Annotated in this window: 15 protein-coding genes; 4 read left to right on the top strand and 11 right to left on the bottom strand. The window is 74.9% G+C overall.

The window, feature by feature from the left end:
• Nucleotides 1–29 precede the first annotated feature (29 nt).
• A complete protein-coding gene (locus ACZ31C_RS22675) occupies nt 30–533 on the top strand; it encodes a hypothetical protein (protein WP_465796970.1) in 504 nt (167 codons plus the stop codon).
• A gap of 61 nt (nt 534–594) precedes the next feature.
• Here ACZ31C_RS22675 and ACZ31C_RS22670 read toward each other — a convergent pair whose 3' ends face one another.
• On the bottom strand, nt 595–1,359 hold the full coding sequence (locus tag ACZ31C_RS22670; protein WP_465796969.1) for an ABC transporter permease: 765 nt from the start codon (nt 1,357–1,359) through the stop codon (nt 595–597).
• Nucleotides 1,352–2,317 carry an ATP-binding cassette domain-containing protein gene (locus ACZ31C_RS22665; protein WP_465796968.1) on the bottom strand — a complete coding sequence of 322 codons (966 nt, stop codon included), beginning with the start codon at nt 2,315–2,317 and terminating at the stop codon, nt 1,352–1,354. Before ACZ31C_RS22665 ends, ACZ31C_RS22670 begins: the two co-directional genes overlap by 8 nt.
• A 96-nt stretch (nt 2,318–2,413) precedes the next feature.
• Between ACZ31C_RS22665 and ACZ31C_RS22660 the strand changes: the two genes are divergently transcribed.
• Nucleotides 2,414–3,172: a TetR/AcrR family transcriptional regulator gene (locus tag ACZ31C_RS22660; RefSeq protein ID WP_465796967.1), complete on the top strand. Its 759-nt coding sequence runs from the start codon at nt 2,414–2,416 to the stop codon at nt 3,170–3,172.
• Nucleotides 3,173–3,176: 4 nt separating this feature from the next.
• Here ACZ31C_RS22660 and ACZ31C_RS22655 read toward each other — a convergent pair whose 3' ends face one another.
• Genes ACZ31C_RS22655 through ACZ31C_RS22620 form a run of 8 tightly spaced genes read right to left on the bottom strand, consistent with a single transcriptional unit; the run spans nt 3,177 to nt 11,792 of the window.
• Entirely contained in the window at nt 3,177–4,160 is a 984-nt protein-coding gene (locus ACZ31C_RS22655) for a DNA topoisomerase IB (RefSeq protein ID WP_465796966.1), read from the bottom strand.
• Nucleotides 4,144–5,091, bottom strand: coding sequence for a glycosyltransferase family 9 protein (locus tag ACZ31C_RS22650; protein ID WP_465796965.1), 948 nt, complete (start codon nt 5,089–5,091; stop codon nt 4,144–4,146). Before ACZ31C_RS22650 ends, ACZ31C_RS22655 begins: the two co-directional genes overlap by 17 nt.
• Entirely contained in the window at nt 5,088–5,783 is a 696-nt protein-coding gene (locus ACZ31C_RS22645; protein ID WP_465796964.1) for an SDR family oxidoreductase, read from the bottom strand. The genes ACZ31C_RS22650 and ACZ31C_RS22645 overlap by 4 nt, the downstream gene beginning before the upstream one ends.
• Nucleotides 5,780–7,216 carry a PfkB family carbohydrate kinase gene (locus ACZ31C_RS22640; RefSeq protein WP_465796963.1) on the bottom strand — a complete coding sequence of 479 codons (1,437 nt, stop codon included), beginning with the start codon at nt 7,214–7,216 and terminating at the stop codon, nt 5,780–5,782. Before ACZ31C_RS22640 ends, ACZ31C_RS22645 begins: the two co-directional genes overlap by 4 nt.
• Before the next feature lie 10 nt (nt 7,217–7,226).
• Nucleotides 7,227–7,922 carry a D-sedoheptulose-7-phosphate isomerase gene (locus ACZ31C_RS22635; RefSeq protein ID WP_465796962.1) on the bottom strand — a complete coding sequence of 232 codons (696 nt, stop codon included), beginning with the start codon at nt 7,920–7,922 and terminating at the stop codon, nt 7,227–7,229.
• Entirely contained in the window at nt 7,922–9,136 is a 1,215-nt protein-coding gene (locus tag ACZ31C_RS22630) for a glycosyltransferase (protein ID WP_465796961.1), read from the bottom strand. Before ACZ31C_RS22630 ends, ACZ31C_RS22635 begins: the two co-directional genes overlap by 1 nt.
• Nucleotides 9,127–10,098 (bottom strand): glycosyltransferase family protein, encoded by a 972-nt coding sequence (locus ACZ31C_RS22625; RefSeq protein ID WP_465796960.1) that lies wholly within the window; start codon nt 10,096–10,098, stop codon nt 9,127–9,129. The genes ACZ31C_RS22630 and ACZ31C_RS22625 overlap by 10 nt, the downstream gene beginning before the upstream one ends.
• Nucleotides 10,095–11,792: an HAD-IIIA family hydrolase gene (locus ACZ31C_RS22620; RefSeq protein ID WP_465796959.1), complete on the bottom strand. Its 1,698-nt coding sequence runs from the start codon at nt 11,790–11,792 to the stop codon at nt 10,095–10,097. The genes ACZ31C_RS22625 and ACZ31C_RS22620 overlap by 4 nt, the downstream gene beginning before the upstream one ends.
• A 169-nt stretch (nt 11,793–11,961) precedes the next feature.
• Between ACZ31C_RS22620 and ACZ31C_RS22615 the strand changes: the two genes are divergently transcribed.
• Nucleotides 11,962–12,408: an SRPBCC family protein gene (locus ACZ31C_RS22615; RefSeq protein WP_396746616.1), complete on the top strand. Its 447-nt coding sequence runs from the start codon at nt 11,962–11,964 to the stop codon at nt 12,406–12,408.
• An 86-nt stretch (nt 12,409–12,494) separates the two neighbouring features.
• On the top strand, nt 12,495–13,262 hold the full coding sequence (locus ACZ31C_RS22610) for a polyprenol monophosphomannose synthase (protein ID WP_350695142.1): 768 nt from the start codon (nt 12,495–12,497) through the stop codon (nt 13,260–13,262).
• Between the two features lie 28 nt (nt 13,263–13,290).
• Here the strand turns inward: ACZ31C_RS22610 and ACZ31C_RS22605 are convergent, their stop codons facing one another.
• Entirely contained in the window at nt 13,291–14,901 is a 1,611-nt protein-coding gene (locus tag ACZ31C_RS22605) for a phytoene desaturase family protein (protein WP_465797019.1), read from the bottom strand.
• Nucleotides 14,902–14,915: the final 14 nt, after the last annotated feature.

Raw genomic sequence — 14,915 nt, 5'->3', positions numbered from 1 at the left:
ACCGGACGACGAACGGGAGAGGCACGGTCGTGATCGAAGAGCCGACGTACACCGCTTTCGGTTTCTCCGACGAGGAGTGGGGGCTGCTGGTCGGCCTGCCGCAGGCGGTGCTCACCGCAGCGAGCGCCGCGGAGTCCGACAGCACCCGGGCGACGATGGCCGAGAGCGCGGCCGGGCTGGAGACCATCTCCACCGGTCGGGAGTCGGCCAGCCCGCTGGTGGCCGCGGTGGCCGGGGAGATCGTGACCCGGGTGGGCGACCCGGAGGCCGGCGAGGAGTTGCCGGTGATCGCGCCGGAGGACCCGCGCGCGTACGCCGAGGACGTGCTGGGCCGGGCCAAGGCCGCCGCCGCCCTGCTGGCGGCGAAGGTGGACGAGGGCGAGGCCGGCGCGTACCAGCACTGGCTGGTGGAGATCACCGACCAGGTGGTCGGCGCGGCCACCAGCGGCGGCATCCTCGGGCTCGGGGGCAGCCAGGTCAGCCCCTCGGAGCGACGCTTCCGGGACCGGCTGGCCCAGGTCCTCAACGACTGAGCGACGACGACGAGAAGGGGGCGACGTCCGTCGGACGTCGCCCCCTTCTCGCTCGTGCGGATCAGCCGATCCGGCGGCGGAACAGCACCGCCGAGAGCAGCACCGCGACCGCCAGCATGCCCAGGCACCACGCCGCCGCGCGGACCGGCGCCGAACCGACCGGCAGGTCGAGCAGCAACCCGCGCAGCGACTCGATGACCGGCGTGACGGGCTGGTGCTCGGCGAAGCCGCGCAGCCAGCGGGGCAGCGTCTCGACCGGCACGAAGGCACTGCTCGGGTAGGGCAGGAACATCACCAGGAAGGTGTACCCGCCGGCCGCCTCGGGGGTACGGGCCAGCAGCCCGAACGCCGCCGACAGCCAGGACACCGCCAGCAGGAACAGCAGCAGCACCCCGGCGGCGGCCAGCCAGCGCAGCGGTGCCACGGCGGGACGGAACCCGATGGCCACCGCGACGGCCAGCACCAGCACGGTGGAAACCGTGTTGCGGGCGATGCTGGCCACCACGTGACCGCCGATGATCGAGGTCGCGCCGACGTCCATGGTGCGCAGTCGCTCGATCATGCCGTTGGTCATGTCCGTGGTGACGCTCACCGCCGTGCCCGCCGCACCGAACCCGGCGCAGAGCAGCAGCACGCCGGGCACCACATAGGTCACGTACGCCGAGCCGGTGTCGATCGCCCCGCCGAAGAGGTAGACGAAGACCAGCATCAGCATCACCGGCAGCAGCAGCGAGGTGAGCAACGCGTCGACGTTGCGGCGCGACAGCCGGACACAGCGGCCGATCATCACCGCCGTCTGCGATCCGCGTACGGCCAGCTCAGACATGGGTCACCTGCTGTCGGGTGGGCACCGGAGCGCCGGTGAGGGTGAGGAAGACGTCGTCGAGGGTCGCCTCGCGGACGGTGAACCGGACCACCCCGTGACGGTCCGGATCGATCTCGTCGAGCAGGGCGCGCACCTGCGGCGCACTACCGTCGGTGGCCACCGACAGTGTCAACCGGTCCGGGTCCCGGCCGGTGACCCGGTCGCCCAGCCGCCCGGCCGCCTCCCGTATTCCGGCCTCCTCGCGCCAGGTCAGCTCCAGCCGGTGCGCGCCGAAGCGGCGCTTGAGGTCGTCGGCGGTGCCCTCGGCGGCGATCGCTCCGTGGTGCAGCACCGTGATCCGGTCGGCCAGTCGGTCGGCCTCCTCCAGGTACTGCGTGGTGAGCAGCACGGTCACCCCGGTGCGGGCCAGTTCGCCGACGACCTCCCAGAGCCCCTGCCGGCTGCGCACGTCCAGGCCGGTGGTGGGCTCGTCCAGGAAGACCACCGACGGCTGCCCGACCAGGCTGGCGGCGAGGTCCAGGCGGCGGCGCATGCCCCCGGAGTAGGTGATCGCCTGCCGCCCACCCGCGTCGGTCAGCGCGAAGCGTTCCAGCAGGTCGGTGGCGCGCTTGCGGGCCGTCCGCCCGGACAGCCCGGCGAGCCGGGCCAGCATGGTCAGGTTCTCCAGGCCGGTCTGGGTGTCGTCCAGGGCGGCGTGCTGGCCGGCGAGGCTGATCGTCCGCCGGACCTGCCGCCGGTCGCGCACCACGTCGTGGCCGGCGACCCGGGCGCTGCCCCCGTCGGGCCGGGTCAGCGTGGCCAGGATCCGCACGGTGGTCGTCTTGCCGGCCCCGTTCTGGCCGAGCAGCGCGTGCACGCCGCCGGCCCGGACCCGCATGGTCAGCCCGTCGAGGACGACGAGGTCGCCGAAGGACTTCCTCAGCTCGATCAACTCGACCGCCGGTGGTCCGTTCGTCATGGCCACTCTCCATTTTCTGCGTATGGCGTACGCTTATATGCGTAGACCATACGCAGAAGCTACGATGAGGGTCAAGCCCGGCCGGTGGAGGTGGAAGTGAGCGACGGTCCCGACGTCGACCTGCCCGAGAACGTCGCGCTCGCCTGGGGGCTGCGCGAGCGTCCGAGCCGTGGCCCGAAGCGCGGCCTCAGCCTGGAACAGGTGGTGGCCGCCGGGATCCAGGTCGCCCAGTCGGAGGGCCTCGGCGCGGTGTCGATGGGCCGCGTCGCCCGTGAGCTGGGCGCGGCGACGATGTCGCTCTACCGGTACGTGCCGACCAAGCACGACCTGCTCGACCTCATGGTCGACACGGCGTACGGGCCGCCCCCGCCACCACGTGGTCCGGACGAGGGCTGGCGCCCCGCGCTGACCCGCTGGGCCGAGGGGAACCTGACCGCGTTGCGCCGACAGCCGTGGATCCGACACGTGCCGATCAGCGGCCCGCCGATCAACCCCAACCAGGTCCGCTGGCTGGAGTACGGGCTGACCGCCCTGGCCGGCACCGGCCTGCGCGGCACCGAGCGCGTCTCCACCATCATGTTGGTCAGCGGGTACGCCCGGAGCTGGGCCACCACCACCGCGGACCTGATGGAGGCGGCGGTCCGCAGCGGGCAGACCCCCGACCAGGTGGGCCTGCACTACTGGCAACACCTGGCCCGGCTCACCGCCGACGGGCCGTACCCGGCGATCCACGAGCTGGTCGCCGAGGGTGACGACGAGGACGACTACGTCGACGCCGAGTGGCGCTTCGGGCTCGGCCGGGTGCTGGACGGCGTCGAGGTGATGATCCGGACGCGCACGGCGGGCGGCCGGTGACCGCTCAGGACCGGTCCAGCAGGTCGAGCACGGCACGCTCGGCCTGCTCGCGCCCGGTGTCCCGGGTCACCGGCACCACCACGCCGTCGTGGAACAGGTCGACCACCCGGGGGTCCACATAGGACGTACGGGCCACCGTCGGCGTGTTGCCGAGCAGCTCCGCGACCTCGCGCATCACCCCGGCCACCGCTCGCCGTCGCGCGGTGACCGACCTCGGCGTCCCGAGCACGGCCAGCTCGGTGGCCGCCCGGACGGTGGCGTGCCAGGTGCGGAAGTCCTTCGCGGTCATCTCGCCGCCGCTGGCTTCGCGCAGGTAGTCGTTGACCTCGTCGGCCCGGACGTCCCGCCACTGCCGGCCGTCCCAGTAGCCGAACAACCGGTCCGCCTCCCGGCGACGGCGGCGCAGGTGGGTCAGCACCCGACACAGCTCCGGGTCGGAAACCCGGCGGACCTGCTCGATGCCGCCCTTGGCCGGGAACTCGAAGACCACGCAGCCCTGGCGGGACCGGGCGTGTTCGGGGCGGAGGGTGGCCACGCCGAAGGTCGGGTCGTCCCCGGCCGCGTACTGGTCGCTGCCGACCCGGAAGGTGCCCATGTCGAGCAGCCGCGTCACGGTGGCCAGCACCCGCTCGCGGCGCAGCCCCCGCCCGGTCAGGTCGAGGCCGACCCGTTCCCGCAGCACCGGCAGCCGGCGGGCCACCTCCAGCACGTGGTCGAACTTCGCCTCGTCCTGCCGCTGCCGCCACAGCGGGTGGTAGAGGTACTGCTTGCGCCCGGCGGCGTCGATCCCGGTGGCCTGGATGTGCCCGTTCGGGTGCGGCGCGATCCACACCTGCCGCCAGGCCGGCGGGATGACCAGCGCCCGCAGCCGGGCCAGATCGTCCGGGTCACGCACCGGCGCGCCGCGCGGGTCGACGAACGACCAGCCCGGACCGCGTCGCCGGCGGCCGTATCCCGGCCGACCCGGATCGCTACGCCGCAACCGCACGGTCCGCCCGCACCACCCGTTCCACCTCCTCGACGGCGGCCAGCACCGCGTCGACCCCGACGGCGGCGACCGCCGGGTGACCACCTACCCCGTCCCGGGTCGGGCATGCGCCGGCCCAGAGCACCCGGTGCCGCCGTCGCTCCGGCGGCGGCCCCCAGCGGGCGGGCGGGACCGGACCGAAGATCACCACCGACGGGGTGCGGTAGCCGGTGGCCAGGTGCGCCACGCCGGTGTCCCCGCTGACCACCAGCCGCGCCCCGGCGACCAGGGCGGCGAGCTGCCCGAGATCGGTCCGCCCGGCCAGCACCGCGTCGGCGGGCAGACCGGCCTCGTCCGCGACCCGTACGGCGGTGGCCCGCTCCCCCGTGCTGCCGGTCAGCACCACCCGGTGGCCCCGGCCGGTCAGGTCCCGGGCGAGGGCGGCGTACCGCCCGGACGGCCAGCGCTTGGCCGGCACCTTGGAGCCGGGATGCAGCACCGTCACGCCGGTCGGCATGCTCCCCGGCAGCGGCCGGAGCAGGTCCAGGTCGGTCCGGTCGGTGGGGATCCCGTACCAGCCCAGCAGCCGGCACCAGCGCGCCACCTCGTGCTCCTCGTCGTCCCACCCGGGCCCGTCGGCGTGCTCCGCCCGCACGTCGGCGAAGGCGAACAGCCGGTCCGGGCCGGTGGTGGCGAGCAGCCGGTGCGAGCGCGGTCCCCGGCCGTGCAGGTTCACCGCCACCTCCACCGGCCCGCCGGGAGTCCCGATCCGGTCCAGCCCGTCGGTAGGCAGCAGCCGGTCCACGCCGCCGACCAGCTCGACCAGCGGGCCGAGCCAGGACGGCGCGGCGAGCACCAGTTCGCGGTCCGGGTACGCCGTCCGCAGCGCCCGCAACGCCGGGACCGCCGTGGCGAGGTCACCGACGCCGAGGGCACGCAGGACCAGGATCACGGGTACGAGGTCTCCTGCTCGGCGCAGACCACCATCTCGCGTACCGCGCAGCCGGCCGGTTGGGAGAGCGCGAACATCACGGCGGCGGCGGTGTGCGCCGGGTCGTTGAGGATCGCGTCCGGCCCCGGCCGGTACTGCGCGTCGCGGTCGTCGAAGAAGGCGGTCCGCATGCCGCCCGGCACCAGCAGCGTCACGTTCACCGACCCGGCCAGCTCGGCGGCGAGCGCGCGGGTGAACCCGACCACGCCGAACTTCGCCGCGCAGTACGCCGTGGCGTCGCTGACCGCCTTGACCCCGAGCGTGGACGCCACCGTGACGACGCTGCCCCGGGCGGCGGTCAGGAACGGCAGCGCGGCCCGGATCACCGCGGCGGTGGCCAGCAGGTCCACCGTGACGATCCGGTCCCAGGTCTCGCCGGGCACGTCGGCCAGTCGGCCGGGCACGTCCACCCCGGCGGCGGTGACCACCGCGTCGAGCCCGCCCTCGCGCTCGGCGAGCTGCCGGGTGGCGGCCTCCGCCGCGCGGGTGTCGGCCAGGTCGCACTCCGCCCAGGCCACCCCGTCGCCGGGCGCCTGCCGGTCCAACACCAGGGGCCGCCCGCCGGAGCGGGCCACGGCGTCGACCACCGCCGCGCCCAACCCGCTGGACCCGCCGGTGACCAGCACCGTGCGTCCGGTGCCGGGCGCGCTCATCGGGACACCCCCACGCCGGTACGCGTCGCCGTCGCCGCGATCAGCCCGGTGGTGGACCGGCCGTCCAGGTACGGCACCACCACCGTGTGGCCGCCCCAGCGGCGCAGGATCTCGGCCTCGGGCAGGCAGTCGTCGTCCCCGCCGCCGGTGGCGTAGTCCCCGCCCTTGACCCAGATGTCCGGGCGCAGCCAGGACAGCGCCGCCGCCGGGGTCGACTCGTCGAAGATCATCACCGCGTCCACGCAGCTCAGCGCCGCCAGTAGGCGACTCCGGTCGTCCTGCCGCACGACCGGCCGGTCCGGTCCCTTGAGTCCGGTGACGCTGGCGTCGGAGTTGAGGCACACCACCAGGCAGTCGCCGAGTTGCCGGGCGGCCTGGAGGGTCGCCACGTGACCGGCGTGCAGCAGGTCGAAACAGCCGCCGGTCGCCACCACCGTCCCCCCGGCGGCGCGCACCCGGGCCACCGCGGCGGCGGCTGCCGCCACCCCGACCCGGTCACCGGCCACCGCCGTGTGCACCGCCTGCGGCGCCCGTCGCACCGGCAACGGCAACGCGGTCGCCACACCGCCGTCCGCCACGTACGCCGACGCCTCGGTCACCGCCTCCTGCACCGCCTCCGACAGCAGCGCGCCCCGGCCCAGCGCCAGGCCGGCGGCGACCGCGAACCGGTCCCCCGCGCCGCAGGTGTCGCCCTCGGCGGCCACCGGCGTCGGCACCACCAGCGGCGTCGACCCGGCGTGGCTGAGCAACGCGCCGTCGGCACCCAACGTCACCGCCACCGCGCCCGCCCGCCAGCGTTGCCGCAGGCGCTCGGCGCCGTCGGCGGCGGTGGCCAGCCGGGTGGCGGCGGCCGGCGCCTCCACCAACTCCTGCACCTCCGACTCGTTCGGCGTGACCAGGTGCACCCCGGGCACCGCCGCCGGTCCGCGCGGATGCGGGTCCCAGACCACCGGGGCCCGGGTCGCCGCCAGGGCCGCCCGCAGCGCGGGCTGCCGCGCCACCCCCCGGCCGTAGTCGCTGACCAGCACCACCGACGCCCGCTCGATGACGCGCAGCACCGCCTCGGCGGGTTCACCCGGCGTCTCGGCGCCGCCGCCCCGGTCGTGGCGCAGCAGCACCCGCCCACCGGCCCGCAGCCGGATCTTCTCCGGAGTGGACCCGGCCAGCCGCAACGGGTACACCTGCACCCCGGCGGCGGCCAGCAGCACCCCCAGCCGTGCCCCACCGGCGTCGTCGGCGAGCGCGGTGACCAGCACCACCTCGGCGCCCTGCGCGGCGGCGAAGACGGCGGCGAGCCCGGCCCCACCGGGCCGGTCGACGTGCGCGGTCTCGTCGAGCACCGGGACCGGCGAGTCCGGACAGAGCCGGTTCACCACGCCCTCCACGTCCCGGTCGAGCAGGGTGTCGCCGACCACCACCACGGGTCCCCTCACGCTTGCCTCCTCACGCTTCGACCGGTCGGCCGGCCCCACCGTCCAGCACCACCTCGACCCCGGCGCGGACCGGACCGGCCGCCGGTGCGTCCGACGCCGCCGGCACCACCGGCTCCACGTACGCCACCGCCGGCTGCTCGACCATCGCCCGCTCCACGTACTCGCAGAGCAGGTGACTGGAGACCAGATGCAGCTCCTGCACGACCTGGGAGTCCGGGCAGTCCACCGCGAGCGCCTCGTGGACGGCGTCCGCGAGCGGATTCGGTGCCGGCCCGGTGAACGCCCAGCACCGCAGCCCGGCCTGGCGACCCGCCCGCGCGGCGGTCAGCAGGTTCGTGCTGCCACCGCTGGTGGAGAGCAGCAGCAGGACGTCGTCGGGGCGGCCGTGCGCGCGGACCTGCCGGGCGAAGACCTCGTCGTAGCCGTAGTCGTTGCCGATCGCGGTCAGCGCCGAGGTCTCGGCGTGCAGGGCGATGGCGGACAGCGGTTGCCGGTCCTCGCGCAGCTTGCCGACCAGCTCGGCGGTGAGGTGCTGCGCCTCGGCGGCGCTGCCACCGTTGCCGGCCACCAGCAACCGGCCCCCGGCGGTCAGGTGCTGCGCCAGGGCAGCGCCCCACCGGGACAGCAGCGGCTCGCACCGCCGGTACGGCGTCAGCGCGGCGGCCAGGTGTGCCAGGTGCGTCTCCAGCGGGTTGCGCCCCGGCATCAGGCCACCACCCGGGTCGGCCGGTGCACGGCGGCCACCTCGGCGTAGACCTCGGCGAGTCGTTCCGCGGTGACCGTCCACGAGTAGTGCTGCCGAGCGCGCGCCCGGGCCGCGCCCGCGTACGCGAACCGGCGGATCCGGTCGTCGAGCAGCCCGGCCAGCGCCTCGCCCAACGCCCTCGGGTCCCGGGCCGGCACCAGGTCCCCGGTCACCCCGTCGACCACGGTGTCCCGCAACCCGCCCACGGCGGTCGCCACCACCGGCACCCCGCACGCCATCGCCTCCAGCGGGGTCAGGCCGAACGGCTCGTACCAGGGGGCGGCGACCAGGATGTCCGCCGACCGGTACCAGCGACCCATCTCCTCCCTCGGCACCGCGCCGACCAGCCGGACCCGGTCGGCCACCCCGCAGCTACGGGCCAACGCGCGCAGCCGCCGGGCGTACGGGTCGGTCTCCAGCAGCCCGGCGGGCGGGCCGCCCACCACCACGCACTCGGCGTCCGGCACGTGTGCCATCGCGCGGACCACGGTCTGGAAGCCCTTGCGTTCCACCAGCCGTCCGACGGTGAGGATCCGGGCGCGTCCCGGTTCCCGCTCGGCGGCCGGGCCGAGCGGGGCGAACGTGCCCAGGTTCACCCCGGACGGCACGACCGTCATCGCCGAGCGGGGCACCCCCATCCGGACCAGTTCGCCGACCTCGTCGCGGCACTGCGCGATCACCCGGTCCACCGACCGGCCGAGTTGCAGTTCGTAGCCGATCCGCCGGGCCGGGCTGGTGTCCTGGACGCCCTGGTGACGGCGCTTGACCGTGCCGAGCGCGTGGTACGTCTGCACCACCGGCACGCCGACCTGTCGACCGGCCTGCACCGCCGCCAGCCCGCTCATCCAGAAGTGCGCGTGGACCACCTCGGGCGTCCAGTCACCGCGCCAGCGCTCCACCAGCCAGGCACCGAACGTCCGCATGTGCGGCAGCAGCGCGTCCTTGGCCACCGGCTCGGCCGGTCCGGCGGGTACGTGCACCACGTCGTAGCCGTCCGGGCTGCGCACGGTCACCGGCAGGTCCACCGCGTCCCGCCGGGTGTAGACGCGGACGTCGTGCCCGGCCGCGGCGAGCGCGGCGGAGAGTTCCGCGACGTGCGTGTTCTGGCCGCCGGCGTCCTCCCCGCCCAGGATGGCGAGCGGGCTGGCGTGCTCCGAGATCATCGCTATCCGCATACTTCCTCCTCCAGCAGCCGGTCCCAGTCGGCGAGGAAACGGTCGAGGCCGTAGCGTTGCCGGGCGGCGGCCCGGGCCGCCTGCCCCGCCTGCCGGGCCCGCTGCGGCTCGGCGACGAACCGGGCGGCGGCCCCCAGCAGCTCATCGACGCGGGTGTCCAGGGCACCGGCGTCCGGCGGCACGGCCATCACCGCCTCGGTGCTGGCCAGCGCCACCACCGGCATCCCGATGCTCATCGCCTCGATCAGGCTCAGCCCGAGCGAGGTCCACCGGCACAGGTGCAGGTACGCCCGGCGGCGCGCCAGTTCGGCGTGCATCCGGTGCTGCGGGACGTCGTCGTGGCTGGTGAGGCGGTCGGCGGGCAGGCCGAGGTGCTCGGCGAGCCCGGCCACCTTCAGGCCGAAGACGTCCAGCGGGGCGATCTCGGCGAACCGGGGCAGCAGGTCGGTGCCGGTGACCCGCCACCGGCGTACCGGTTCGTTGATCACCACGGCCAGTCGGTCCAGTTCGCCGGTGTACTCCACGACCGGCGGCACGATGCCGTGGTCGACGACCGTGGTCCGGGTCCTGCCGGTGTCCCAGAACAGCTCGTTGAAGGCGGTCACGTGGGCGACGAGCAGGTCGTCTCGGTCGGCCATCGGGTGGCGGCTGTGCGGCACGTCCCCGTCCTTCGGGGTGTTGTGCTCGACATAGATCGCCGGCACGTCGCGGCCGGGCCGGCGGCCCAGCCACCGCTGGGCCAGCTCCCACTCCTCGGGGCGTTGCAGGAGGACCACGTCGACGTCGGTGTCGCGCAACTGTTCCGGGCTCACCTCGGCGGCGCTCTCCGGCCAGGTGTACGTGCGGGCCCGGCCCAGCCCGTACGGCCCCCGGTCCGGTGTGGCCGGGACCAGGTAGCGGTGTTTGCCGTGCACGAACGACGTGGTCCACGAGCCGTGCACGTGCCAGAGCAGGATGTTCATCGGCCGCCTCCGGTGGACACCGTCGTGCGGAACACGGTCGGACGGGTGGGCACCCGGTCCGGTGGTACGCCGAGCAGCCGGAGCGCGTCGACGACCGCGCCCGGGGAGATTCCGCTGAGGCAGGGGTGACCGGGCACCGGGCAGCGTGCGGCGCGGGTGTCGCGGCATCCGGCGGCGGCGTCGCCGAGGCGTACCGTCGGCACCCGCCAGGGACCCCACTGTCCGAACGGGACGGTGGGGGCGAACAGGCTGACCACCGGCACCCCGGAGGCGGCGGCCAGGTGCGCCGGGCCGGTGTTGCCGACCACCAGCGCGCCGGCACCGGCCACCACGGCGGCCAGCTCGGCGAGCCCGGTCCGGCCGCCGAGGTCGCGGGCGTACCGGCCGGCGACCCGGGCGGTCAGCTCGCGTTCCTGCGGGCCGCCGGTGACCACCACCCGGTGACCGGCGGCGGCCAACTCCCGGGCGATCCGCTCGGCCAGCTCCGGCGGGCAGCCGCGCGCGGGCGCGTCCGAACCCGGGTGCAGCACCACGTATCCGGGCTCGCCGGCCTCCGGCGGCGGGGCGAGTCGCGGGCGCAACCGCAGGCGCGGCTCGTCGTGGGCGGGCAGCGCGTACCCGGCGGCGGCGGCCAGCGACAGCGCGCGTTCGGCCTCCGGCACACCGGCCGGCACCCGGTGCCGGACGTCCAGCAGGCTTCCCGGGTAGTCGTCGCTGATCGCGGAGATCCGCCGGACACCGGCCATCCGCAGCAGCAGGGCCAGCGGCAACGGCGACTGGTGGAACGAGGTGAAGACGACCGCCTCGTCGGCGTCGACGGCCGCCAGGCGCGCGGTCAGCGCGGCCATCTCGGCCGGGTCGACGGGTCCGGGCTCGGGGTCGATCCACGGCAGCCGGTGCTCCACGATCTCGTCGACGCCGGGCAGCAGCTCGGCGGCGGCCCGGCCGCGCGGGCCGCAGAGCAGCACCACCCGGTCCGCCCCGGCGGCCACCGCCCGGATACCGGGGCCGGTGACCAGCACGTCCCCGACCGAGTCCGACCGCACCACCAGCACCGTGCGCCCCGGTCCCGCGTCGGGCGGCGGCGTCGGGCGTAGCGCCTGCTGGCGACGCAGGATCTCGTCCACCGCCGAGGGCAGGTCGGCGGCGAGCCAGCCGGCGGCGGCGACCTCCTCGGGCCGGGTGACCGGGGTGGGCACCAGGATGCCCGCCGCACCGGCGGCCAGCGCCGCCGTGACGTCCCGGCCGATGTCGCCGACCATGACGCAGCGCGCGGGTACGGTGCCGAGCGCCCGGGCGACGGCGTGCACCAGCCCGGGTGCGGGTTTGCGGCAGGCACAACCGTCCCCGTCGTCGTGCGGGCACACCTGCCACGAGTCGAAGGGGCCGAGCAGGGCCTCGACGCGACGGTGCACCCGGTCCAGGTCCGCCTCGGTGAACAGGCCCCGGGCCAGCCCGGACTGGTTGGTGACCACGGCGAGCCGCAGACCGGCCGCGCGCAACCGGTCCAGCGCGGCCCGCGCACCCGGCATCGGGCGCACCTTGTCCGGGTCGCCGTTGTACGGCACGTCCTCGACCAGGGTGCCGTCGCGGTCCAGCAGCACCGTGTCGAACAGGACCGGACCGGCCCGGTCGACGCCGGCCAGCACCCCGGCTGACCTGCGCTGATCCGGCTCCCCACGGTCCTGTCGCACGGGCGGCGGGTTCCCTGCGCCCCGAGGAGTAAACGTCGATCGGGGCGTGGCCGACGGGTGTCCCGCACCGACCGACGCACCGCCGCTCGCGGGTGGCCTTACCCACGGCCCCCGAGAAGCTAACCCGTGACGCCGTTAGCCGGGCCACCCACCTGGGTACGGCCTGTTCGTGGCGATCGTGGAGCGAATCATCGAGGCACCGGTACGGCAGGTCTGGGCCGTGCTGGCGGACGGGTGGACCTACAGCGACTGGGTGGTCGGCACGGCGCACATGCGTAACGTCGACGACGACTGGCCCCGGGTGGGCACCCGGCTGCACCACCGGGCCGGCCCCTGGCCCTTCTCCCTGGAGGACTCGTCCCAGGTGTTGGAATGCGAGCCGGAACGCAAGCTGGTGCTGCGGGTCAAGCTCTGGCCCGCCGGCGAGGGCGTGGTGGTCTTCACCCTGGAACCGACCGGACCCAACAGCACCCGCGTTCTGCTCGGCGAGGACTTCGCCGCCGGCCCGCTGCGCTGGCTGCGCACCAAGATCAATGACCTGGTGCTGCACCAACGCAACAAGGAGACGCTGAGTCGGCTCGCGGACATCGCCCGTCGGCAGAAGGCACCGGACTGACCTGGGCAGGGGGAGCCGATTCCCCCTGGAACGGACAAGTGGCTACGCTCACGGGGAAGCCTGTCCGCAGACCGAGGATGTCCCCCATGATCGAACCCGTCCAGTTACCCACGCCGTGGGGGGACGCGCGCCTGACCGTCGTGGTACCCACCTACAACGAGGCGGGCAACCTGCCACTGCTGGTCGAGCGCCTGCTCGCCCTGCCGTTGCCGGGCCTGAAGGTGCTGGTCGCGGACGACAACTCCCCGGACGGCACCGGCGAGGTGGCGGACAAGCTGGCCATCGAGCACCCGGAGCGCATCGAGGTCGTGCACCGGCCGGGCAAGGAGGGTCTCGGCCGGGCGTACGTGGACGGGATCAGCCGGGCCCTCGACGGCGGGGCCGAGTACGTGGCCCAGATGGACGCCGACCTGTCCCACCCGCCGGAGGCCCTGCCGGGGATGCTCGGCGCGCTGCTGTCCACCCAGGCGGGTGTGGTGATCGGCTCCCGCTACGTGCCCGGTGGCGAGCTGGACGAGAACTGGCCGCTCTACCGGCGGGCCCTCAGCGGCTGGGCCAACCTGTACGTGCACACGCTGCTGCGAGTTCGCATCCGGGACCTCACCGCCGGGTTCAAGATCTGGCGGGCCGACGCGCTGCGCGACATCGGGTTGGAGCGGGTGCAGTCCAACGGCTACAGCTTCCAGGTGGAGATGCACTACCTCGCCACGAAGCTCGGGCACACCATCCTGGAGGTGCCGATCCGCTTCGAGGAACGGCGCGACGGCGACTCGAAGATGACCACCGCCACCAAGATCGAGAGTGCGTTGATGCCGTTCAAGCTGCGTACCCGGCATCGCGGCATCGAGCGCTGAGCCACCGCGCGGGCCGCGACCGACCGCGTCAGCGGTACACGGCCCGGTGTGCGGTGTCCACGACCCGGCGGTAGACACCACCGGTGAGCATCCGGTCCCGGGCCAGCGCGGCCCGGGCCGCGTTCGCCCCCGGCGCCCCGTGCACCCCGCCGCCGGGATGCGCCGACGCGCTGGCCAGGAAGAGCCGGTCGACCGGGGTGTCCGCGCGGCCCAGTCCGGGCACCGGGCGTAGGAACAGTTGCTGGTAGGGCGCGGCGGTGCCACCACCGAGGGCACCGCCGACCAGACTCGGGTTGGCCTCCTCCAGATCGGCCGGCCCGAACACGTGCCGGCCCACCACCAGGCTCCGGAAGCCGGGCGCGGCGGCCTCCAGCACCGCCTCCATCCGCTCCACGTGACCGATCACGTCCTCGCTGCGCCAGTGCCGGCGGAACGGCAGGTGCGTGTACGACCAGAGCGACTCGGTGCCCGGCGGGGAGTGGCTGGGGTCGGCCACCGTCATCTGCCCGACCAGCAGGAACGGGTCGCGGGGCAGCTCACCTCGGGCGAGCGTGGCGGCGTAGCCGGTCAGCCCGCCGAGATCCGCCCCGAGGTGCACGGTGCCGACGGTGGCCAGCCGTGGATTGGTCCACGGCACCGGGCCGGACAGCGCCCAGTCCACCTTCAGCGTCGAACCGTCCCAGCGGAAGTGCGAAAGGTCCGCCACCAGCCTCGGCGGTAGCGCCGCCGCGCCGACCAGGTCCAGATAGAGCGCGGGTGCGGGCACGTCGGCCAGCACCGCCCGGCGGGCCCGGTACAACCCGCCGTCGGCGGTGCGTACGCCCATCGCCCGGCCCCGGGCCACCAGGACCCGGTCCACCCGGGCGTCGTGCCGGATCCGGCCGCCCCGCTCGGTCAGCCGGGCCACCAGCGCGTCGGTGATCTTCTGCGCCCCGCCGGTCGGCACCGGCCAGCCGACCTGCTGACCGAGCATGACCAGCAGCCAGCCGTACACGCCGGAGCCGGCGTCCTCGGTGGACAGATCGGTGTGCAACGCGCAGCCCGCCATCAACGCCGGCCCGCCGGCACCGGCGAACAGCTCCTCGCCGAGGCGGCGCACCGGCAGGACCATCCGCCGGGCCAGCCGCAACGCGCCGCCGGTGTGCAGCCGACGCAGCATGTCCAGACCGGGGCGTACCGGCGGGAACGGGGTGGTGATCAGGTCCAGCATCGGGTCGGCGATGTGCTGCCACTGCGCGTACGCGGCCAGCCAGCGCTCGCCGTCGCCGGGCGCGAACTCCTCCAGCGACGCCGCCGTGACCTCGGGGTCGCGGTTGAGCAGGGCGGCCCGGTCGTCCGGGAAGAGGTGGGCCAGCACGTCCGGGGCGTGCCGCCAGGCCAGCCCGTACCGGGTCAGGTCGAGCCCGCGCAGCACCGGGGAGGCGTAGCCCAACGGATAGAAGGAGCTGTAGAGGTCGCTCAGGTAGCCGGGGGCGGTCACCTCGGCCGAGCGCACCGCGCCACCCGGCGCGCCGGTCGCCTCCAGCACCAGCACGTCCCAGCCCGCGTCGGCGAGCAGGTTGGCGGCGACCAGACCGTTGTGGCCGGCGCCGACGACCACCGCGTCGGCGGTTTCGGCGCCGAGAGAACCGGACGGCATCATCCACCGACGCT

This window comes from Micromonospora sp. NPDC023869 (assembly GCF_055559695.1).
The sequence above is the reverse complement of the archived record's forward strand: the minus strand, read 5'-3'. Positions and strand labels throughout refer to the sequence as shown.